Raw genomic sequence first — 19,770 nt, forward strand, 5'->3', positions numbered from 1 at the left:
ATGCCCAAACCAACCAGGCCAGTGAGAGCCAGCGAGGCTTCAGGCGCCGGCCGGCGCAGCCACTTCGTGCAGGTGCGCGGCGCACGCGAACACAACCTGAAAAACGTGGACCTGGACATCCCGCGTGACGCGTTGGTGGTGTTTTCCGGTGTTTCCGGTTCAGGCAAGTCCTCGCTGGCCTTCGGCACCCTGTATGCTGAGGCGCAAAGACGTTATTTCCAATCGGTGGCGCCGTATGCGCGCCGGCTGATAGACCAGGTCGGTGTCCCCGATGTCGATTCGATCGAGGGGCTGCCCCCTGCGGTTGCGTTGCACCAGCAGCGCGGGACACCCAGCACACGCTCATCGGTCGGCAGCCTCACCACACTCTCGAGCTTTGTGCGCATGCTGTATTCACGCGCAGGCAGTTACCCGCCCCGCCAGCCCATGCTGTATGCCGAGGACTTCTCGCCAAACACGCCGCAAGGCGCCTGCCCGCACTGCCACGGGCTGGGCCACGTTTTTGAGGTGACCGAAAAGCTGATGGTGCCGGACGACACCTTGAGCATCCGCGAGCGCGCGGTGGCCGCCTGGCCGCCGGCCTGGCATGGCCAGAACCTGCGCGACATCCTGGTCACGCTGGGTCACGACGTGGACAGGCCGTGGCGGGACCTGCCGAAAAAGGACCGCGACTGGATTCTCTTCACCGATGAGCAACCCACGGTGCCGGTGTATGCCGGGTTCACGCCCGCAGAAACTCGCACCGCCCTGCGCCGCAAGACCGAACCGAGCTATCAGGGCACCTTCACAGGCGCACGTAAATACGTGCTGCACACCTTTGCCAGCACGCAAAGCGCGCTCATGAAAAAACGGGTGGCGCGTTTCATGGCCGGCAGCGTCTGCCCGGTCTGTGACGGCAGGCGGCTCAAGCGCGAAGCGTTGTCAGTCACCTTTGCCGGTGTGGACATCGGCACGCTGTCGCAGATGCCGCTGGACCGCATGGCTGACCTGCTGGCACCGGTCGCGCGTGGAGAGTTGGGTCCGACGCCGAACGGCGTCACCCTGAGCCTAAAAAAAGCCGGAGCCGACAAGGCGCGCCGCGTGGCGGCCGGCGGTGCCGCCCATGACGCGGCGCCCGACGTGCGGCGCACTCCCAACCTCTCCGAAGAAAAACGCATCGCCGCCCAGCGTATCGCGCAGGATTTGCTGGCTCGCATTGCCACCCTGCAGGACCTGGGATTGGGTTACCTGGCGCTGGAGCGCAGCACGCCGACCCTGTCGTCCGGCGAGCTGCAGCGCCTGCGGCTGGCCACACAGATCCGCTCCAACCTGTTCGGCGTGGTTTATGTGATGGACGAACCTTCGGCAGGGCTGCATCCTGCCGACAACGAGGCACTGCTGCTGGCGCTGGACCAGTTGCGGGAGTCGGGCAATACCATTTTTGTGGTGGAGCACGACCTGGACATGATGCGGCGTGCCGACTGGCTGGTCGACGTGGGGCCGGACGCCGGCGAGCGCGGCGGCCATGTGCTGTACAGCGGGCCGCCCGCCGGACTGGAAGCTGTCACGGCCTCCCGCACTGCGCCCTATCTTTTCGGCTCGCACTCGCCACTGCCCCGTCGCTCACGCAAGCCGAAAGGCTGGCTGGAGCTGCAAGGCATCCAGCGCAACAACCTGCACGGCGTGGACGCGCGTTTTCCACTGGGCGTGCTCACTGCAGTGACCGGTGTCTCGGGGTCAGGCAAGTCCAGCCTGGTCAGCCAGGCGTTGGTCGAACTGGTGGGCGAACACCTGGGCCATGAAGCGACCGCGTCCGAGGAGGCCGAGGTCGATGGCGAACCCAGGGTGGCGGCACAGACCGGGGGCCGCCTTGCGGATGGCTTGCAGGGGCTGAAGCGGCTGGTGCGGGTCGACCAGAAGCCGATAGGCCGCACGCCGCGCTCCAACCTGGCAACCTACACCGGTCTGTTCGATACTGTGCGCAAGCTGTTTGCCGCCACCCGTGCCGCCAAGGCCAAACGGTACGACGCAGGCCGCTTTTCCTTCAACGTGGCCAAGGGACGCTGCGAAACTTGTGAAGGCGAGGGATTTGTCAGTGTCGAGCTGCTATTCATGCCGAGCGTCTACGCGCCGTGCCCGGCCTGCCATGGCGCGCGTTACAACGAGGCGACCCTGAAAATCACTTGGCGAGACAAGACCATTGCCGAGGTGCTGGGCATGACGGTGGAGGAGGCCTGCGACTTTTTCGCAGCCGAACCCGCGGTATTCAACCCGCTGGCGCTGCTGCGCGACATCGGCCTCGGCTACCTGCGCCTGGGTCAGCCGGCCACCGAGCTGTCAGGCGGCGAGGCCCAGCGCATCAAGCTGGCGACCGAGCTGCAGCGCCCGCAACGCGGTGACACCCTGTATGTGCTTGACGAGCCCACCACCGGCCTGCACCCGGCCGACGTGGACAAGCTGATGGCGCAGTTGCAGGGCCTGGTGGATGCCGGCAACACCGTCATTGTGGTCGAGCATGAACTGCGCGTGGTGTCGGCCAGTGACTGGGTCATCGACGTCGGGCCCGGCCCCGGCGAACAGGGCGGGCGCATCGTGGCTACCGGCACGCCGGCGGAGGTGTGCGCCAGCCGGGACAGCCGGACCGGGCCCTACCTGCGGCAGCATCTGCCCTGAGCACGCTGCGTGCTTATAGCGACGTCAGTATCCTCGTTCCTACTTGCGAAGGTAGATCTGATCAAATGCCGCGCCGTCGGCAAAATGATCCTTGGCCGCTTTGTCCCAGCCGCCAAAGGCCTGGTCGATGGTGAACAGGTTCAGCTTGGGCAACTGCTTGGCGTACTTCGCCTGGGCCTTGGCGGATGTCGGGCGGTAAAAGTTCTTGCCGATGATGTCCTGGGCTTCTTCGGAATACAGGTAGTTGAGGTATTCCTCGGCGACCGCGCGGGTGCCCTTCTTGTCGACGTTTTTGTCCACCACCGTCACTGGCGGCTGGGCCAGGATGCTCAAACTGGGGTAAACAAAGTCCACCTTGCTGCCAAACTCTTTTTCAAGCAAATAAGCTTCGTTTTCCCATGAGATGAAGACGTCGCCTTGGTTGCGCTGCGCAAAACTGATGGACGATCCACGCGCACCGGTGTCCAGCACGGCGACGTTGCTATACAGCTTGCCAACAAACTCTTTGGCTTTAGCATCGCCGCCATACTTGCGCTTGGCAAACTCCCAGGCTGCCAGGTAATTCCAGCGCGCGCCGCCCGATGTTTTCGGGTTGGGGGTGATCACACTGACACCGGGCTTGATCAGGTCGTCCCAGTCCTTGATGCCTTTGGGGTTGCCTTGGCGCACCACCAACACAATGGTCGAGGTGTAGGGCGATGAACTGAGCGGCAGGCGCTTCTGCCAGTCCTTGGGAATCCATGCACCGTTCTGGTGGACGGCGTCGATGTCGCCAGCCAACGCCAGCGTGATGACGTCGGCGTCCAGCCCGTCAATCACCGAGCGGGCCTGCTTGCCGGAGCCGCCGTGCGACTGCTTGATGGTCACGTTCTGGTTGGCCTTGGCCTTCCAGTGTTTGGCAAAAGCGGCGTTGTACTCCACGTAGAGCTCGCGCGTCGGATCGTAGGAGACATTGAGCAAAGTCACCGGCGGTTTGGCGGCTGGCGCCTGGGCCAGGGCGGCCGTTGCCGACCCTGCCAGCGCAACGGCTAATGCCAGACGGGTCGAAACATTCATAAAATGGCGGCGTGTGGTCATGGTCTGCTTTCCTGATTCCAGTGCATTTGCATGCGATTTAAGTAAGAAGCTGGATTTTGAAAGCCTTCGCACCAAACAGGAACGAATAAAAATTCAGTTCTTAATACCCAAAACATCTATAACGCGACATCGCACGAAAGAAAATCCACATGGCACGCACTGTCAACTGCATCAAACTGGGCCGAGAAGCCGAAGGCCTGGACTTTCCGCCTTACCCCGGCCCGCTGGGCAAACGCCTGTGGGAAGAAGTCAGCAAGGAAGCCTGGGCCGAATGGATGAAGCAGCAGACCATGCTGGTCAATGAAAACCGCCTGAACCTGGCCGACGCCCGTGCCCGCCAGTACCTGGCGCGCCAGATGGAAAACCACTTCTTCGGCACCGGTGCCGACAAAGTGCAGGGCTACATCCCACCGACTGCATAGGGCCCTCACGGTCGCGCACTTCGTGTCGCTCCCTGCCCCCCGAGGGGGCCGCTGCGCCTGCGGGCCGGCAAAGCCGGACCCGCGGCCCCTGCTTGAAAAGACATGCCCTCTACATCCGATCGTCCTGAGCTTGTCGAAGGCTGCTCCCTCAGTTCGCCCTCATGGCTGAACTGATTGAGTGGTTGCCGGACGGCACGCCCTACAGCCCGCGCTTTGGCGACCGTTACCGCAGTGAGCTCGGCGGGCTGGCGCAATCGCTTGAGGTTTTTCTGCACGGCTGCGGCCTGCCTGAAGCTTGGGCGAACCAGCCCCAGTGGCGCATTTTGGAGACCGGCTTCGGCCTGGGCTTGAACTTCCTGGTCACCTGGCAGGCCTGGAAAGCCGACTTGACGCGTCCACACCTGCTGCATTTCGTCTCTACCGAAGCGTATCCCGCCAGCGCCGCCGACATGCTGCGTGCTGCTGCCGCGCACCCTGAACTGATGCCGCTGGCGCAGCAACTGCAGACGCAGTGCTGGGGCCTGCTGCCAGGGGTGCACCGGCTGGTGTTTGAAGAAGGCCGGGTGTTACTGAGCCTGTGTATAGGTGACACGAAGGCGGTGCTGCGCGAACAGCATTTCGAGGCCGACTCGGTTTACCTGGACGGCTTCAGCCCCTCGAAAAACCCCGACATCTGGGACCTGTACACGCTCAAGGCGGTGGCGCGCTGCTGCCGCCGCGGCACGCGTATCGTGAGCTGGACCATTGCCCGGACAGTGCTCGACGGCTTGAGCCAGTGCGGCTTTACCGTACGCAAGATACCGGGCCTGCCACCCAAGCGTGACAACCTGCAAGGCGAGTTCGACCCGCGCTGGGAGCCGCGCAAGCCGATGTCGTTCACACCCTTCACACCGGTCACCCCATCCAGTTGCGTGGTGATAGGCGCCGGCCTCGCGGGCGCGGCCGTAGCGGCCAGCCTGGCGCGGCGCGGCTGGCAGGTCGAAGTGCTGGACAGCCATGTCGCCCCGGCTGGCGGCGCATCAGGGCTGCCGGCCGGCGTGCTGGTGCCGCATGTCTCGCCCGATGACAGCCTGCTGTCGCGGCTGTCGCGCTGCGGCGTGCGCGCCACCTGGCAGCAGGCCCACGCCCTGCTGCAGGCGGGAAAGGACTGGCAGGCCTGCGGTGTGCTGGAGCGGCGCCTGGACGGCAGCCCCGGCCTGCCCGCAGATTGGCCAGAGGCCGGCCGCGACTGGAGCGATATCGCGTCCGGAGCGCAATTGGCGCAGGCGGGGCTCAGCACGAACGACGGACCCGCCTGCTGGCACCACCGCGGCGGCTGGATCAAACCGGCCCGGCTGGTCAATGACCTGCTCGCACAGCCGGGCATACGCTGGCGCGGCGGCATGCAAGCTGCACGCTTGCAGCGAGACCTGGCAACCGGCCACTGGCAGGTGCTGGATGTGCAAGGACGCTGTCTGGCGCAAGCGGGCATGGTGGTGCTTGCCGCCGGCCATGCCAGCCGCCTTTTGATTGAAGGCGGCTTGCCGCTGCAGGCCATTCGCGGGCAGATGTCCTGGGGCCTGCACGCAGACGCGCCGGGCACCGCAACTTTCCCGCCTTTTGTGGTGAACGGCAGCGGAAGTTTCATTCCCTCCGTGCCGACCGATGAAGGACGGACCTGGCTCGCAGGCGCGACTTTTGAGCGCGACGAGGACAGCACCGAAACCCAGCCCGCCGACCAACAAGCCAATGCCGAACGCCTGCAAGCCCTGCTGCCGGCCACGGCGCAACTGCTGGGGCCATTTTTTCAAAACGGCTCGGCACGCGCCTGGGCCGGTGTGCGCTGCGCTGCGCCTGACCGCCTGCCGCTGGTGGGCCGGGTTGACGCCCGCACCTGGCCGGGATTGTGGGTCAGCACCGCCATGGGTTCGCGCGGCCTCAGCTTCGCCGTGTTGTGCGGCGAGCTGCTGGCGGCCCGCTTGCATGGCGAGCCTTTGCCGCTGGAACATCGCCTGGCGCAGGCCTTGTCGCCGCAGCGCTTCCAAGCCTGAACCGCTAAACCTCATGGCTTTTCGGCCTCTAGCCCATGCTACGTTGAAGTAAGCAGCTATATATTTTGTAGCAAAATTTTGAGCTTTTCGGGGTCCAGCGGCTTCTTCAAATAGACCGCGCCAGACATCCATGCGCGTGCGCTCTGGCCCCAGGACTGCATGGAGGCGGTGACAAAAAGATGGGCCGTCCTGGGCCGCATGCCGTCCACCGCCTTGATCAACTGCCAACTGTCCATGTCGGTCAGACCCAGGTCCACGATGACCAATTGGTAGGCAGCGCCGCGCAGCAGCTCCAGCGCCTCGGCGCCACTGGCGGCTTCGTCCACCTCATGCAAGCCGGCCGATGACAACTTGGCGCGCAGGTAGAGGCGCTCGTCGCGCCCGGCATCAACCACCAGCACTCGCCGCGCGGCTGCCGGTACCGCACCTTCCAGCGCCATAGGCGCGGTGTCGTCGTCGCCTTCAAAGTGCACATCCAGGTCCGCATCGTGCGCCAAATCGAGGTCGAGCGACAAGGCCGTTGATGTCACCGGCGAAAACTCCTCGTCCATCGCTTCAATCAAGGCCGACCATTTGACCGGTGAATCAAACACCCGCCAGGCCATGGCCGGCGCACCCGCGCCCACCCAAGCCAGCTTGAGGCTGTCGTGCAGCGGATTGGCCAGGGCCAGAGCTGCCTCCCAGCTATCACCCTCTATCAGCACAACTTGCGGTGCTTCAGGGCTTGCTGCGGTCCAGGGTGCATAAACCACCCGGTGCGATTCAGACAGGCGAAACAGGGTGTGCAAGGCATGGCGCTCGGCATCACTGAAGCCGTAATACTTGACGAATATTGGTTTCACAGCCCCCAGCGCTCCCCTGAATGTCATTTGCGGTGGATTATGCGGGGCTCTCGCCGGTCCTCACAGCGGGCTTGCCCCAATCCAGGGCTTGTTTGGTTTGACGGATTCAAGGAATCTGGAGTTCAAAACGCTGAGAAGCCGCATGAACACTGGTGAATAAGCTTATGCGAATAAGCGAACAACAAATCTGTAGTTTGTTTTCATAACCGGCAGTTTTACAGTCACCGGCTTATGCATGATTTTGCTTTTGTCTTCGCCGGTTTTGCGGTGGGCCTGGTGGTTGGCCTGACAGGGGTCGGCGGCGGCTCACTGATGACGCCCTTGCTGATTTTCTTTTTCGGCGTCAAACCGCACCTGGCCATAGGCACCGACCTGCTGTTTGCCGCCTTCACCAAGATGGGCGGTACCGTCAGCCTCGCGCGCGCGCGTATCGTGGACTGGAAAATCGTCGGCCAGACCGCCGCTGGCAGCATTCCGGCCGCGCTGGCCACACTGTACGCACTGCATCTGCTTGGGCCGGCCAGCCCGGCCGCCCATGCGGTGATGACCACCACGCTGGGCATCGCACTGTTACTCACAGCAAGCGCAACTCTCTACAAAGCCGTCTACGGCAAAGCCGCTCCACGCCATATCGATGCCGCAGCCCTCGGTGCCGCGACGCAGGCCCGGCACTGGGCACTACCCGTTCTGTTCGGTGCGGTGATTGGCGCCATGGTGACCATTACCTCGGTGGGCGCGGGCGCGATCGGCGTGATTGTGCTGATGCTGCTCTACCCCGCCCTGCCTTTGCCGCGCATTGTGGCCGCCGACATCGCCCACGCCGTGCCGCTGACCCTGGTCGCCGGTCTCGGTCATGCGTCCATCGGTTCGGTGGACTGGGTCCTGCTGGCCAAGCTGCTGGTCGGCTCGCTGCCGGGTATCTGGCTCGGGGCGCGGCTGGTCACTCGCACGCCTGACCGCTGGATACGTTCCCTGCTTTCCGTGCTGCTGGCTTATGCCGGCGTCAAGCTCATCGCCATCTGAATCCACTTTTTGATCTCTGACAGCCATGTACCAATACACAGAATTTGATCGCCAGTTCGTGCAGGCACGCGCGGACCAGTACCGCGACCAGCTCACGCGCTGGCAATCCGGCCAGTTGGCCGAAGACGACTTCCGCCCGCTGCGCCTGCAAAACGGTTGGTATGTCCAGCGTTATGCCCCCATGCTGCGCGTGGCCGTGCCTTACGGTGAGCTGTCGAGCGCACAGGTGCGTGTGCTGGCGAAGATAGCCCGTGAGTACGACCAGCCAAACGCCGCATTGTTCGAGGACGCCCAAGCGGCCCAGGACAAGCTCGGTCCAGTGAACCTCAAAAGTGGCCTGTCAGTGGCGTCCAAACTGACCGCCGGTTACGCGCACTTCACCACGCGCCAGAACATCCAGTACAACTGGATTCCGCTCGACAAGTCCGCCGACGTGATGGACCTGCTGGCCAGCGTGAGCATGCATGGCATCCAGACCAGCGGCAATTGCATACGCAATATCACCAGCGACGAACGTGCCGGCATCGCCGCGGACGAGATCGCCGACCCGCGGCCTTTCGGCGAAATCCTGCGACAGTGGAGCACGCTGCACCCGGAGTTCGCCTTCCTGCCGCGCAAGTTCAAGATCGCCATCAGTGGCGCCAGGGAAGATCGCGCGGCCACCGCCTGGCACGACGTGGGCTTGCACCTGATACGCAACGCGGAAGGCGAACTGGGCTTCAAGGTCCAGGTCGGCGGCGGCATGGGCCGCACACCTATCATCGGCACCGTGATTCGTGAATTTTTGCCGTGGCACCAGATCATGAATTTCATCGAAGCAATCGTGCGCGTCTACAACCGTTATGGCCGCCGCGACAACATGTACAAGGCCCGCATCAAGATCCTGGTCAAGGCCGAGGGTCAAAAGTACATCGACGACGTCGAGGCCGAGTACCTGCAGATCATGGAACACGACGGCGGTCCGCACACCATCACGCAGGCTGAGCTGGACCGTGTCACTGCGTCCTTTGTGCCGCCCACGCTGAAGTGCGACCGCAAGAGCGCTGACGCCAAAATTGCCAACATCCTGCGCGCCGCGGCGGAAGACGACATCGAGTTTGGCCGCTGGCTCAAGCAAAACGTGGCGCCGCACCAGAACCCTGATCTGCGCTGCGTGACCCTGTCTTTCAAGCGCCTGGGCCAGGCGCCAGGCGACGCAACCGCCGACCAGTTGGACGTGGCCGCCGACCTGGCCGACCAGTTCAGCGCAGGTGAGGTGCGCGTCACACACGACCAGAATTTGCTGCTGCCCTGGGTGCGTTGCGACGAGCTGCCCGAGCTCTGGCGTGCCGCGCGAAAAGCCGGCTTTGCACGCCCTAACATCCGTTTGCTGACCGACATGATCGCCTGTCCCGGCGGAGATTTCTGCTCGCTGGCCAATGCGCGCTCGATCCCGATCGCCGAAGCCATCACCGAGCGTTATCAGGACATGGACGAGTTGCACGACCTGGGCGAGATCGACCTGCACATCAGTGGTTGCATCAACTCCTGCGGCCACCACCACAGCGGCCACATCGGCATTCTCGGCGTCGACAAGGACGGCCTTGAGTGGTACCAGGTTTCTCTGGGCGGCTCGGATGGCTCCACCTTGAGTGGCGCACCCGTGCCCGGCAAGGTGGTCGGCCCCTCGTTCTCGGCGGCTGAAGTGCCGGAAGCGATTGAGGCCGTGCTGGAGACCTACCGCCGGCAACGCGAAGCCGGCGAAACTTTTATTGCCACCTTGCGCCGCACTGGCATCGACCCGTTCAAGGCCGCGGCCAACAGCGCGCGTTTTTCCGCTGCAGCGTCTGCAGCCGTCTGAGGAGCACAGCATGAAACTTTTGCCACTGAGCGATCACAGCGCCACCGCAGAAAGCACGCTGCTCGTGCTGCCTAACGACGCTGACCCGCTGCAGCCCGCGCTGGACGGCGTGACACGCATTGACCTGCACTTTCCGAAATTCACCGACGGCCGAGCCTTCAGCCAGGCTTTTTTGCTGCGCCGCCGTCGCGGCTTCAATGGCGAGATACGCGCCACCGGTGACGTGCTGGCCGACCAACTCGCGCAGATGGAGCGCAGCGGCTTTGACGTGGCCGTGCTGCGCGCCGACCAGGACATGGCGACCGCCCAGCGCGTGCTGGCGTCCTACCCCGGCTACGGCGTCGGCAAATACCAGGGCGATGCCGTCGACGTTCAACCCCACTTCAAGGAATCTCAGGAAGAGGCTGCGGCCTGAACACCATGAACCTTGACCTCGTAAAGATCAACGCAGAACTCGGCCGCAACGCACAGGGCCTGGTGGACTGGGCCGTGGCGCTGGGCCAGCCCGCCATCGTCACCACCAATTTCCGCCCCTTCGAGGCGGTCATCCTGTACATGGTGACGCGCGCCAATCCCCGCGTGCCGGTGGTCTGGATGGACAACGGCTTCAACACCGAGGCCACCTACCGCTTTGCCGATGAAGTGACGAAGCGGCTCAAGCTGGACCTGCACATTTACCTGCCGCGCCGCTCGCGTGCACACCGCGAGGCCGTGGAAGGCCCGCCCCCGGCGCTGGACGATCCCCGCCATGCCGCTTTCACCGAAGAGGTCAAACTCGAGCCCTTTGCCCGCGCCCTGAGAGAAACTGCGCCCCAAGTGTGGTTCACGGCCTTGCGCGCCACCGACACCGCCGTGCGCGCCCAGATGGATGCGGTCACCGTCAACCCCGACGGGCTGATCAAGGTCGCGCCCCTGTTGCACTGGTCGGCCAAAGACCTGTACCAGTACTGTGAAATCCACAGCCTGCCGAACAACTTTGACTATGTAGACCCCACCAAGGGCGAAGACAACCGCGAATGCGGTCTGCACCTCGCACACTGAACTATGAACGCCCGCACACCCTCCACCCTGCTGCCAGCCGACCCGGCAATCTCCACCGCGCGGCTGTCCAACGCCCACCTTGACGCGCTTGAGGAGGAAACGATATTCATCTTGCGCGAGGTGGCCGCAGCCTTCGAACGTCCGACCCTGCTGTTTTCGGGCGGCAAGGACTCGCTGGTCATGCTCAAGTGCGCCGAGAAGGCTTTTGGTGTGGGCCGCATCCCCTACCCGCTGCTGATGATTGACACCGGCCACAACTTCCACGAGGTGACCGACTTCCGCGACCTGCGCGCCAAAGAGCTCGGTGCCGAGCTGATTGTGCGCAACGTCGAAGACTCCATGAAACGCGGCACCGTGCGGTTGGCGCATCCAGGCGAGTCGCGCAATGTGCATCAGTCGGTGACCTTGTTGGAGGCGATTGAGGAGTTCCGCTTCGACGCGCTGATCGGCGGGGCGCGGCGCGACGAGGAAAAAGCTCGCGCCAAAGAGCGCGTTTTTTCGCACCGCGACAGCTTTGGCCAGTGGCAGCCCAAGGCCCAGCGACCCGAACTGTGGACGCTGTTCAACACCCGTCTGCAGCCCGGCGAACACTTCCGCGTGTTCCCGATTTCCAACTGGACCGAGCTCGACGTTTGGCAGTACATCGAACGCGAACAGATCGCCCTGCCTTCGCTCTACTACGCACATCAGCGCAGGGTTGTGGAGCGCAAAGGCCTGCTGGTGCCAGTGACTGAACTTACGCCAGCGCGTGACGGCGAGGAAGTGGTCGAAAAAACCGTGCGTTTTCGCACCGTGGGTGACATCACTTGCACCTGCCCGGTGGACAGCCCGGCCGTCACGGCCGCCGAGATCGTGATCGAAACCCTGGCAGCTGATGTCAGTGAGCGCGGCGCCACACGCATGGACGACAAAACCTCCGACGCTTCGATGGAAAAGCGCAAGAAAGACGGGTACTTTTAGTTTTCCCCAGTGCAGGCTTCGCCTGCTCCCCCCAGGGGGCGGCGCCTGCAGGCCGGCGGAGCCGGACCTGCGGCCCCAACTGACAAGGACCTTCCCTCAATTTTTGAGACTGAGATGAATACAAGCACAACCACTACTGATTTGATAGCTGATGACGCCCGTCAGGCAGGGGCTACAGGCCAAAATGACTTGAAATCTGCACTCAAGTTCATCACCTGCGGTTCGGTCGATGACGGGAAAAGTACATTGATCGGCCGCCTGCTGGTGGACAGCAAGGCCGTGCTGCAGGACCACCTGGCCGGTGTGCAGCGCGGCGGCGAGACCGACCTCGCGCTGCTGACCGACGGCCTGTCGGCCGAGCGCGAGCAGGGCATCACCATCGATGTGGCCTACCGCTACTTCAACACCGAAAATCGCAAATTCATCATTGGCGACGCGCCCGGCCACGAGCAGTACACCCGCAACATGGTCACCGCCGCATCCAGCGCCGACGCCGCCGTGGTGCTGGTCGACGCCACCAAGCTGGACTGGAAAAATCCGTCCATGGAGTTGCTACCGCAGACCCGGCGCCATTCGCTGCTGGTCAACCTGCTGCGGGTGCCATCCATCGTGTTCGCGGTCAACAAGCTCGACGCGGTGGAAGATCCCGCCCTGGCCTTCCGCAACATCAGTGCGGCCCTCGCCGCGTTTGCGAAAGCCGCGTCCATTCCGGTCAAGGCAACCGTTCCTGTGTCGGCCCTGAAGGGCTACAACGTGGTGGATGCGCTGCCCGGCTGGTGCGACTATCAGGGTCTGTCACTGTTGCAATTGCTTGAACACCTGCCGGCCACCGCCGCCGAAAGCACCGAAGCTTTTTCCTTCCCGGTGCAGTGGGTGGAGAAATTCTCGTCTTCATCGGACACCTCGCAGGGCCGCCGCGTCTTCTGGGGCCGTGTCGCCACCGGTGGAGTTCAACCAGGCCAAAGCGTGACCGTGCTGCCCAGCGGCCAAACCGCCGTCGTGGCCCAGGTGCTGGACCACACACGCCAGCCCAAATCGATCCTGGCCGGCCACAGCGCCGGCATTGTGCTGGATCGCGAAGTGGACGTGTCGCGCGGCGACTGGCTGCTCGCGTCGGACACCTTCGAGCCGAGCCGCGAACTATCGGTCACCATCGCCTGGATGGACGACGAGCCGCTGGTCGCTGGACGTGTTTACTGGGCGCTGCACGGCCACCGCTGGGTCAAAGCCAAGGTCAAACGCATCGTTCACAAGCTCGATGTCAATACCCTGGCCGAGGAAGATGCCAGTGCGCTGCCGCCCAATGCCATTGGCCATATTGAGCTGGGCCTGCACGAGCCGCTGGCCACCCTGCCGTATGCACGTTCACGCGTGCTCGGCTCGCTGGTGCTGGTGGACACGGCATCGAACAAAACATCGGGCGCTGCGCTGATTCTTTGACCTGATCAGCAGCTGCACCCTGCCGACTTAACCCTGCTCGCGGAATCCTCTTAAAATTGAGGGTTTCCACCGATCCTTGCCAGAACAACATGACTCACATCGTTTCCGAATCCTGCATCCGCTGCAAGTACACCGACTGCGTCGATGTGTGCCCGGTGGACTGCTTCCGCGAAGGCCCGAACATGCTGGTGATCGACCCGGACGAATGCATCGATTGCGCGGTTTGCATACCCGAGTGCCCGGTCAATGCGATTTATGCCGAGGAGGACGTGCCAGCCGACCAGATCGCCTTCATCAAGATCAATGTCGAGCTGAGCCAGGCCGCAGGCTGGAAAAGTATCACCAAGCGCAAGGAAGCCTTGCCCGATGCCGAAGAGTGGAAAGACAAGACCGGCAAACTGTCTGAACTGATCCGCTAAACATGCACACCCCTGCCGGATGCTCACTTCGTGTAGCACCACCTCCCCTTGCACGGGACGGCGCCTGCGGCCTCGCAAAGCCAGTTCCGCGGCCCCTGCTGGCTTGGTAAGGTTAGAGGTATGACCGGCACCTCAATGATTCAGACCGACGCGGTCGTGATCGGCGCAGGACCGGTGGGTCTGTTCCAGGTGTTCCAGCTCGGCTTGCTGGACATCAAGGCCCACGTGGTGGACACCTTGCCCCACCCGGGCGGACAGTGCATTGAGCTTTACGCCGACAAGCCGATTTACGACATTCCCGGCACGCCGCGCACCAGCGGTCGAGAGCTGGTTGCGAGTCTCCTCAAACAGATCAAGCCTTTCGGCGCCAGCTTCCATCTGGGCCAGGAAGTCACCTCGGTGGCGCCGCAGGCTGATGGCCGCTTCCTGGTGGAAACCTCCCATGGCACGATGTTCCTTGCCAAAACGCTGTTCATTGCTGCCGGTGTAGGCTCCTTCCAGCCAAAGCGCTTGAAGATTGCCGGGCTGGATGCCTTTGAAAATAGCCAGCTCTTTCACCACGCCAGCGAATCAGCGCTCTTTGCGGGTAAAAACGTTTTGGTAGTGGGTGGCGACGAAACAGCCATCGACCAGACGGCGCGTCTGGCCCAGGCCGGACCGCAGCAGGCGAAAAGCGTGACCTTGCTGCATCGGCGTGATGTTCTGCAAGCCCCTCCAGAAGTCCTGGTCCGCTTCGATGCCTTGCGCATCAACGGCGGTGCGCGTTTTCAGGTGGGGCAAGTTACCGGGATCGATAGCGAAGACGGAAAACTGAAAGCAGTGCGTATCACCGACGTGGACGGCAACACCTCTGCCTTGCAAGTGGACATGATGCTGGTTCTGCTCGGCCTGTCACCCAAGCTCGGACCGCTGATGCAGTGGGGGCTGGACATGGAACGCAAGCAGTTGCTGGTAGACACCGAAAAATTCTCCACCAGCATCCCCGGTATTTTTGCGGTTGGCGACATCAACACCTACCCTGGCAAGAAAAAACTGATCCTCTGCGGCTTCCATGAGTGCGCACTCGCAGCTTTCGGGGCGGCCGCACTGATTTTCCCTGACCAGAAGATCCAGCTCCAGTACACCACCACGAGTCCTAAACTGCACAAGCTGCTGGGTGTGGAGCCGCCCCTAGTCGACTGACTCCGGGCACCCGCCAGTCGTCCGCGATCCGCCTTTAAACCAACGGTTTGAGCCGCATCGGCACAGGTGCGTGGCCGTGGTTGAGCGGGCCGCCGCCTGCGCCGGTTTTCACCTGCGCTCCGGCCAGCATGGCCGCGCGCACATAGGCCCGTGCCATCTCGACAGCTTCAAGCAAGGGCTGGCCCAGCGCCAGTCCAGCTGCAATCGCCGACGACAGGGTACAGCCGGTTCCATGGGTGTTGGGACTCTGGATACGCGGCGCCTGCATCCAGTGTTTGCCACCTTGAGCCGTGACCAGCAAATCGATCACCGTATCGCCCGGCAAATGGCCCCCTTTGAGCAGCACCGCATGGGCTCCGCGGGCCAGCAATTCGTTCGCCGCGCGCTCCATGTCCTGCGCATTGCGCAAGGGCCGGCCTACGAGCAAAGCAGCCTCATCGAGGTTGGGCGTTACCAGCACAGCGCGCGGAAACAGTTCGCGCTCCAGCACTGCTATGGCCGGGTTGTCGATCAGTACCGCGCCGCTGGTGGCCACCATGACAGGATCGAGAACAATTTTCCGGAGTGCATGGCGGTCTATCGCCTCGGCCACCGCCAGCACAATCTCGGGCGCATGTAGCATACCGATTTTGACGGCATCGACACCGATGTCTTCGATCACCGCGTCAATCTGGTGGCGCAGGATGTCCGGTGGGACACCGTGAATGGCGCGCACCCCCTGGGTATTTTGGGCGGTCAACGCGGTGATCGCCGTCATGCCGTAACAACCGAGCGCGGCAAAGGTTTTTAGATCGGCCTGGATGCCCGCACCACCGCCGCTGTCGGAGCCGGCAATCGACAACACGCGCGGGTATTCAAATACAAAAAGGTCGTTGCTCATGAGGCAGTTGCCATCCGGTCGCCCGGATCTCGTGGGAAAGAATCCGATTATCGGACAGCACCTGCGAAGGCCCTCCGACGCCCGATGAGCCGTCTATTTAAAGTACGTCAAGAAATGCGCCATATCCACCAGGTCGGCATCTTTGAGTCCGTACAGCGAGGCAGCCATGATGGTGTCGCGCCCGAGGCCGGGATGGTCGCGGAATTGTTTCATGGCATACAGCAGAAATGCTTCCTGCTGGCCCGCCAATCTGGGAATCTGTTCACGTCCGGAGTAATCAGGCAAATGACAGGTGCCGCACAGCATCCGCTGGGATGTCTGCAGACCACGCTGATACGTTGCGCTATTAGCGGACCCCGACACCTTGGCTGGCGTCTGCGCTGAAAAATAGGTGGCCAGCCCGACGATTTCGGGGTCTTTCACGCCATCGAGAAGCCCCTTCATCTGCGGAATATCCCGCAAGCCTTCCCGGATCAGCACGAGCTGGTTTTCAATGAACACCTTGGGTTGACCCGCCAGTGAGGGCGTCAGGGGAATCTGTGAGTTGCCCTGGGGACCGTGGCAAGCCATGCACAGGGTCAATTGCGCGGCGTTGGGTTGCAGCACCTGGGCTTGGGGCTGACCCAGAAAAAAAAGCAGGGCGACTGCTGCCAGTGCCCTGCATGCCCGCGGGAGTTTGCCGGTTTCAGGACCGGGCATAGGTGATGCGGTAGATCGCGCCCAACTGCTCGTCAGACAGCAGCAGGGAGCCATCAGGCAGTTGCAGCATGTACACCGGACGGCCCCAGAATGCATCGGTCTTGTCGTCGAGGAAACCAGTGACAAAAGGAGTGACCTGGGGGTTCTGCCCATTGGCGTCGGTACGCACCATAAGCACGTCATAGCCGCTTTTCTTGGTGCGATTCCATGATCCCTTGCGGGCGACAAACATCGCGTTTTTGTAATCGGCGGGGAACATGTTGCCCGTGTAGAAATGCACGCCCATGGCGGCGGTGTGGCCGCCCAGGGTTTGCACCGGCAAGGTGACGCCTTCGCAGGGCTTGTCCTTCTTGATGTCCTTGTCAGCTACGCCGTTGGCATGGCAATAGGGAAAGCCGAAGTTCTGCCCGACCCGCGTGATGCGGTTGAGTTCGTCCTCAGGGGAGTCGTCACCCATCCAGTCCCGTCCATGGTCGCTGAACCAGAGTTCCTTGGTGACCGGATGCCAGTCGAAGCCCTGCGTGTTCCGTATGCCACGGGCAACCACCTCCATGTTGGACCCATCCGCGTTATAACGCCGCAGTTGCGCGTAGCCTTCCGCCGGCAACAGGCAGATATTGCAGGGCGCGCCAAACGGAACATACAGCTTGTTATCAGGACCGAAACGAATGTACTTCCAGTTGTGGTGCTGCTCGGGCGGCAAGTTGAACTTGGCCGTCAAGTCGACCGGCTGGACGTTCGGATTGCTCTCGATCCCGTCATAGCGCAACACCTTGTCGATCGCCATGACATAAAGTGAGCCATTGTGCATAGCGACCGCTGGCTGATTCAGCTTGTCCACCACCACGCGACTCGTGCGCTCCCTGCCGTTATCGGAAATTTCGTAGACACGGCCCAGCCCTCGGGTGCCTACGTAGATTTTTCCGCTTTCACCGCGGGCCATGGCCCGCCCTCCAGGGGTGCCATGCGACCAGATCTCTGCTTTAAAGCCCGCTGGCAATTTCAGATTCTGCACGGGAATGTCAGCCGCCGGAGTCGCGGTCAATTTTCCCGCATGCGGGGCAAGCTTGGAGCTGGCCATATCGGCCGTCCGACCCTGTTGCCACGCGGGCGCAGCGGCTGCGGGAGGGGCCGCGGGAGTTGAAGCAGGAGGAGGCGGCGTCTGCGCGCAGCCTGACAAAACACCGATCGCAATCAGTGAACTCCAGAATGTCCGGTTTCTTGTCATGGAAGATCTCCCTTTGATTGAATTATTGGGGCGAAGATTTGCATGCTAACTTTCGCTCTCAAAGGAGCTGCAGAGGGTTTCCACCTATCGACCATAGCAGCCAGCGGAAAGGTCTTTTCCTCCAAGCGGCGGACCATGACGATGGGCATTGCGCACAAATACCGAACAGTCCGGAAACGGCGTTCCCGTAACATCGCAAGCTGGAAAGTTTGTGGGACGCACGCGCCAGTCCGGCGAGAGCAACGAACAACTCGCCGACCAGGCCTACAAAAACAAAAGGCCTGCACGATGTGTGCAAGCCCTTGATTCGGTGGCTCCCCTATCCGGGCCATGCTGAGAACTGGAGTGTAGTGATGTCGATCAACTAAAAGAGCGCTCGATAATCCAAGTTAACCCTTAATTACGTACTGTGGCATCGCCTCATAGCCGTCCACATGTGAAACTGTGCGGTAGATCTTGGTATCCCTTATCTGGTACTGTGGCATCGCCTCATAGCCGTCCACATGTGAAACTGTGCGGTAGATCTTGGTATCCCTTATCTGGTACTGTGGCATCGCCTCATAGCCATCCACATGTGAAACTGTGCGGTAGATCTTGGTACCTCTTATCTCGTACTGTGGCATCGCCTCATAGCCGTTCACATGTGAAACTGCGCGGTAGATCTTTGGCATAACTGGACAACCTAATGGAAACCTTATGCCTTGGCTTTAGTACGCGACTTACTAGCCAGAGCACTTTTGGCGGGGCGATTAATAGTACTGACTCGTGCTGCCGGTTGAGAATCTGGCTTAGACACTTCGAGTAAGGGCATCGCGTTGACAACTGGACTGGGATATCCCATGCTTGATACCAAGTGACGACATCTCTCGGCAGCAACAAAGAATAACGGGGCCGTCAGCTCCCTCAAAAGCGGTTCTGGCAAATCGTTGCTTTGCGCTTCATCAAAAATTATCAAGCAACTAACTTGACAGCTAGCAATGAACGCCACCTGTCCATTTTCTTGCCCCTTGGGCTGGCCAGTCACTGTTCTTTGAAATTTGATCTCTAGCTCATTTGATTTGCCGGGTGGCTGAGTCACTTCCAACTTACCAGTATTACGAAATACCCCACTAGCCGCTTCGCCGAACGGAGTAAATCTCTCACAAGCAGCCTTCAAAGTCGCTAAATTTTTGATCTTATAGTTCAATGAGTGCGGCGGTTGTTTTGCGTCTGCCAATCTAAATTACCTCCAAATTCGAACACCTGCTCTTCCTCGAACTTCACCTCTAGCAACGTACCCGGTCTCATTGTTGAACTATCGGTGGATGCTGAATCGCTACATGCAAGCTTTAACTCACATGCCTGCTTGACCCACTCGTTGAGACTAATTTCTTCGGTAGAGCAGTCAATTGCCACTCTTTGATGAAGGCTAGGACCAACTCTAACGTTGAAAGTACCCTTACACGGCAGTTCTGGCGCGTCCCCAAGTTGCTGACATGTGGTTAGGTAGTCATCAACAGCTTCTTCAAACGCCGTTCCAATGTTTCCGAGAACATCGGCGCGATAGCTAACGACATCCCTAATAAACATCAATCTTCCGAACACAAACAATTCGTCCAGATCGACCTCGACAGAACCTAGATAGCCCTTGTACTCTAAAAATTTACTCACTATTTAATCACTCCTGCGTTTCGTAGCCCTTGCAGTAGGTCCTCTTGCGCATACGCTTTGACAACATTTCCTGGGTGAGGCTTGTGGATGAAAACCTTCACTTTTGCTTCCTTGTGCACGAATTTGCGACTAGCCCCATCGCCATTAATCAAATCAAACCCGGAGTACTTCATCAAAGTTACAGCTTCATTCCATGTGAAGTCAGCACTCTTGCTTCGCAAGCGCTCGAGTAATTTTTCTTTTCGACTCACGTAGTAAACCTTCGATATGGCAATTATGCAACTATTTTTAGTTGCTTTTCCCCGTGGGGGATACCCTCGGGTTGCCCCCGTTCAAGTAACACGGGGGGCTATAAATACAAAACACACATAGTACGAGGTTTGTT

At 61.2% G+C, this 19,770-nt stretch carries 19 protein-coding genes; 11 read left to right on the forward strand and 8 right to left on the reverse strand.

Features of this window, described 5'->3' with window-relative positions; all coding sequences use genetic code 11:
- The gene (uvrA, locus tag IEX16_RS10475; protein ID WP_188708425.1) at positions 1-2,652 is read left to right on the forward strand and encodes an excinuclease ABC subunit UvrA; all 2,652 of its coding nucleotides are present in this window, start codon (positions 1-3) and stop codon (positions 2,650-2,652) included.
- A gap of 39 nt (positions 2,653-2,691) precedes the next feature.
- On the opposite strand, the gene IEX16_RS10480 is transcribed toward uvrA, so the two are convergent.
- On the reverse strand, positions 2,692-3,729 hold the full coding sequence (locus IEX16_RS10480) for a sulfate ABC transporter substrate-binding protein (protein WP_188708426.1): 1,038 nt from the start codon (positions 3,727-3,729) through the stop codon (positions 2,692-2,694).
- Positions 3,730-3,878: 149 nt separating this feature from the next.
- On the opposite strand from IEX16_RS10480, the gene IEX16_RS10485 reads away from it, so the two are divergent.
- The gene (locus IEX16_RS10485) at positions 3,879-4,151 is read left to right on the forward strand and encodes an oxidative damage protection protein (RefSeq protein WP_188708427.1); all 273 of its coding nucleotides are present in this window, start codon (positions 3,879-3,881) and stop codon (positions 4,149-4,151) included.
- 161 nt (positions 4,152-4,312) lie between these two features.
- Positions 4,313-6,181: a bifunctional tRNA (5-methylaminomethyl-2-thiouridine)(34)-methyltransferase MnmC2/FAD-dependent 5-carboxymethylaminomethyl-2-thiouridine(34) oxidoreductase MnmC1 gene (gene mnmC, locus IEX16_RS10490; protein WP_188708428.1), complete on the forward strand. Its 1,869-nt coding sequence runs from the start codon at positions 4,313-4,315 to the stop codon at positions 6,179-6,181.
- 56 nt (positions 6,182-6,237) lie between these two features.
- Here mnmC and IEX16_RS10495 read toward each other — a convergent pair whose 3' ends face one another.
- Positions 6,238-7,023, reverse strand: a complete 786-nt coding sequence (locus IEX16_RS10495) for a response regulator (protein ID WP_229676286.1) — start codon at positions 7,021-7,023, stop codon at positions 6,238-6,240.
- Between the two features lie 231 nt (positions 7,024-7,254).
- On the opposite strand from IEX16_RS10495, the gene IEX16_RS10500 reads away from it, so the two are divergent.
- From IEX16_RS10500 to IEX16_RS10535, 8 genes are all read left to right on the forward strand, one after another.
- The gene (locus IEX16_RS10500) at positions 7,255-8,046 is read left to right on the forward strand and encodes a sulfite exporter TauE/SafE family protein (RefSeq protein ID WP_188708430.1); all 792 of its coding nucleotides are present in this window, start codon (positions 7,255-7,257) and stop codon (positions 8,044-8,046) included.
- A gap of 25 nt (positions 8,047-8,071) precedes the next feature.
- Positions 8,072-9,886: a nitrite/sulfite reductase gene (locus IEX16_RS10505; protein WP_188708431.1), complete on the forward strand. Its 1,815-nt coding sequence runs from the start codon at positions 8,072-8,074 to the stop codon at positions 9,884-9,886.
- A 10-nt stretch (positions 9,887-9,896) separates the two neighbouring features.
- On the forward strand, positions 9,897-10,301 hold the full coding sequence (locus IEX16_RS10510) for a DUF934 domain-containing protein (RefSeq protein ID WP_188708432.1): 405 nt from the start codon (positions 9,897-9,899) through the stop codon (positions 10,299-10,301).
- A gap of 5 nt (positions 10,302-10,306) precedes the next feature.
- Positions 10,307-10,927: a phosphoadenosine phosphosulfate reductase domain-containing protein gene (locus IEX16_RS10515; RefSeq protein WP_188708433.1), complete on the forward strand. Its 621-nt coding sequence runs from the start codon at positions 10,307-10,309 to the stop codon at positions 10,925-10,927.
- A gap of 3 nt (positions 10,928-10,930) precedes the next feature.
- Positions 10,931-11,887, forward strand: a complete 957-nt coding sequence (gene cysD, locus IEX16_RS10520) for a sulfate adenylyltransferase subunit CysD (RefSeq protein ID WP_188708434.1) — start codon at positions 10,931-10,933, stop codon at positions 11,885-11,887.
- A gap of 114 nt (positions 11,888-12,001) precedes the next feature.
- Positions 12,002-13,327 (forward strand): sulfate adenylyltransferase subunit 1, encoded by a 1,326-nt coding sequence (locus IEX16_RS10525; RefSeq protein ID WP_188708435.1) that lies wholly within the window; start codon positions 12,002-12,004, stop codon positions 13,325-13,327.
- A gap of 89 nt (positions 13,328-13,416) precedes the next feature.
- On the forward strand, positions 13,417-13,746 hold the full coding sequence (fdxA, locus tag IEX16_RS10530) for a ferredoxin FdxA (RefSeq protein WP_188708436.1): 330 nt from the start codon (positions 13,417-13,419) through the stop codon (positions 13,744-13,746).
- A 120-nt stretch (positions 13,747-13,866) separates the two neighbouring features.
- Complete coding sequence (locus IEX16_RS10535; protein WP_188708437.1) at positions 13,867-14,928, forward strand: NAD(P)/FAD-dependent oxidoreductase; 1,062 nt, start codon at positions 13,867-13,869, stop codon at positions 14,926-14,928.
- Positions 14,929-14,962: 34 nt separating this feature from the next.
- Here IEX16_RS10535 and thiD read toward each other — a convergent pair whose 3' ends face one another.
- From thiD to IEX16_RS10565, 6 genes are all read right to left on the reverse strand, one after another.
- Positions 14,963-15,808: a bifunctional hydroxymethylpyrimidine kinase/phosphomethylpyrimidine kinase gene (gene thiD / locus IEX16_RS10540; protein WP_188708438.1), complete on the reverse strand. Its 846-nt coding sequence runs from the start codon at positions 15,806-15,808 to the stop codon at positions 14,963-14,965.
- A gap of 93 nt (positions 15,809-15,901) precedes the next feature.
- Complete coding sequence (locus IEX16_RS10545) at positions 15,902-16,507, reverse strand: c-type cytochrome (protein ID WP_229676287.1); 606 nt, start codon at positions 16,505-16,507, stop codon at positions 15,902-15,904.
- On the reverse strand, positions 16,494-17,450 hold the full coding sequence (locus IEX16_RS10550) for a PQQ-dependent sugar dehydrogenase (RefSeq protein WP_229676288.1): 957 nt from the start codon (positions 17,448-17,450) through the stop codon (positions 16,494-16,496). The genes IEX16_RS10545 and IEX16_RS10550 overlap by 14 nt, the downstream gene beginning before the upstream one ends.
- Positions 17,451-18,124: 674 nt before the next feature.
- Entirely contained in the window at positions 18,125-18,406 is a 282-nt protein-coding gene (locus IEX16_RS10555; protein ID WP_188708440.1) for a hypothetical protein, read from the reverse strand.
- Positions 18,407-18,429: 23 nt separating this feature from the next.
- Positions 18,430-18,921, reverse strand: a complete 492-nt coding sequence (locus IEX16_RS10560; RefSeq protein ID WP_188708441.1) for a hypothetical protein — start codon at positions 18,919-18,921, stop codon at positions 18,430-18,432.
- Complete coding sequence (locus IEX16_RS10565; protein ID WP_188708442.1) at positions 18,918-19,385, reverse strand: type II toxin-antitoxin system HicB family antitoxin; 468 nt, start codon at positions 19,383-19,385, stop codon at positions 18,918-18,920. The genes IEX16_RS10560 and IEX16_RS10565 overlap by 4 nt, the downstream gene beginning before the upstream one ends.
- Between the last annotated feature and the right edge of the window lie 385 nt (positions 19,386-19,770).

The organism is Polaromonas eurypsychrophila (assembly GCF_014641715.1).
Lineage (GTDB): Bacteria > Pseudomonadota > Gammaproteobacteria > Burkholderiales > Burkholderiaceae_C > Polaromonas > Polaromonas eurypsychrophila.

What these genes read in the sequence shown, in the direction of transcription:
- uvrA (WP_188708425.1), top strand. Translation starts at nt 1, where the DNA reads ATGCCCAAACCAACCAGGCCAGTGAGAGCCAGCGAGGCTTCAGGCGCC.
- IEX16_RS10480 (WP_188708426.1), bottom strand. Translation starts at nt 3,729, where the DNA reads ATGACCACACGCCGCCATTTTATGAATGTTTCGACCCGTCTGGCATTA.
- IEX16_RS10485 (WP_188708427.1), top strand. Translation starts at nt 3,879, where the DNA reads ATGGCACGCACTGTCAACTGCATCAAACTGGGCCGAGAAGCCGAAGGC.
- mnmC (WP_188708428.1), top strand. Translation starts at nt 4,313, where the DNA reads ATGGCTGAACTGATTGAGTGGTTGCCGGACGGCACGCCCTACAGCCCG.
- IEX16_RS10500 (WP_188708430.1), top strand. Translation starts at nt 7,255, where the DNA reads ATGCATGATTTTGCTTTTGTCTTCGCCGGTTTTGCGGTGGGCCTGGTG.
- IEX16_RS10505 (WP_188708431.1), top strand. Translation starts at nt 8,072, where the DNA reads ATGTACCAATACACAGAATTTGATCGCCAGTTCGTGCAGGCACGCGCG.
- IEX16_RS10510 (WP_188708432.1), top strand. Translation starts at nt 9,897, where the DNA reads ATGAAACTTTTGCCACTGAGCGATCACAGCGCCACCGCAGAAAGCACG.
- IEX16_RS10515 (WP_188708433.1), top strand. Translation starts at nt 10,307, where the DNA reads ATGAACCTTGACCTCGTAAAGATCAACGCAGAACTCGGCCGCAACGCA.
- cysD (WP_188708434.1), top strand. Translation starts at nt 10,931, where the DNA reads ATGAACGCCCGCACACCCTCCACCCTGCTGCCAGCCGACCCGGCAATC.
- IEX16_RS10525 (WP_188708435.1), top strand. Translation starts at nt 12,002, where the DNA reads ATGAATACAAGCACAACCACTACTGATTTGATAGCTGATGACGCCCGT.
- fdxA (WP_188708436.1), top strand. Translation starts at nt 13,417, where the DNA reads ATGACTCACATCGTTTCCGAATCCTGCATCCGCTGCAAGTACACCGAC.
- IEX16_RS10535 (WP_188708437.1), top strand. Translation starts at nt 13,867, where the DNA reads ATGACCGGCACCTCAATGATTCAGACCGACGCGGTCGTGATCGGCGCA.
- thiD (WP_188708438.1), bottom strand. Translation starts at nt 15,808, where the DNA reads ATGAGCAACGACCTTTTTGTATTTGAATACCCGCGCGTGTTGTCGATT.
- IEX16_RS10545 (WP_229676287.1), bottom strand. Translation starts at nt 16,507, where the DNA reads ATGCCCGGTCCTGAAACCGGCAAACTCCCGCGGGCATGCAGGGCACTG.
- IEX16_RS10550 (WP_229676288.1), bottom strand. Translation starts at nt 17,450, where the DNA reads ATGGCCCGCGGTGAAAGCGGAAAAATCTACGTAGGCACCCGAGGGCTG.
- IEX16_RS10555 (WP_188708440.1), bottom strand. Translation starts at nt 18,406, where the DNA reads ATGCCAAAGATCTACCGCGCAGTTTCACATGTGAACGGCTATGAGGCG.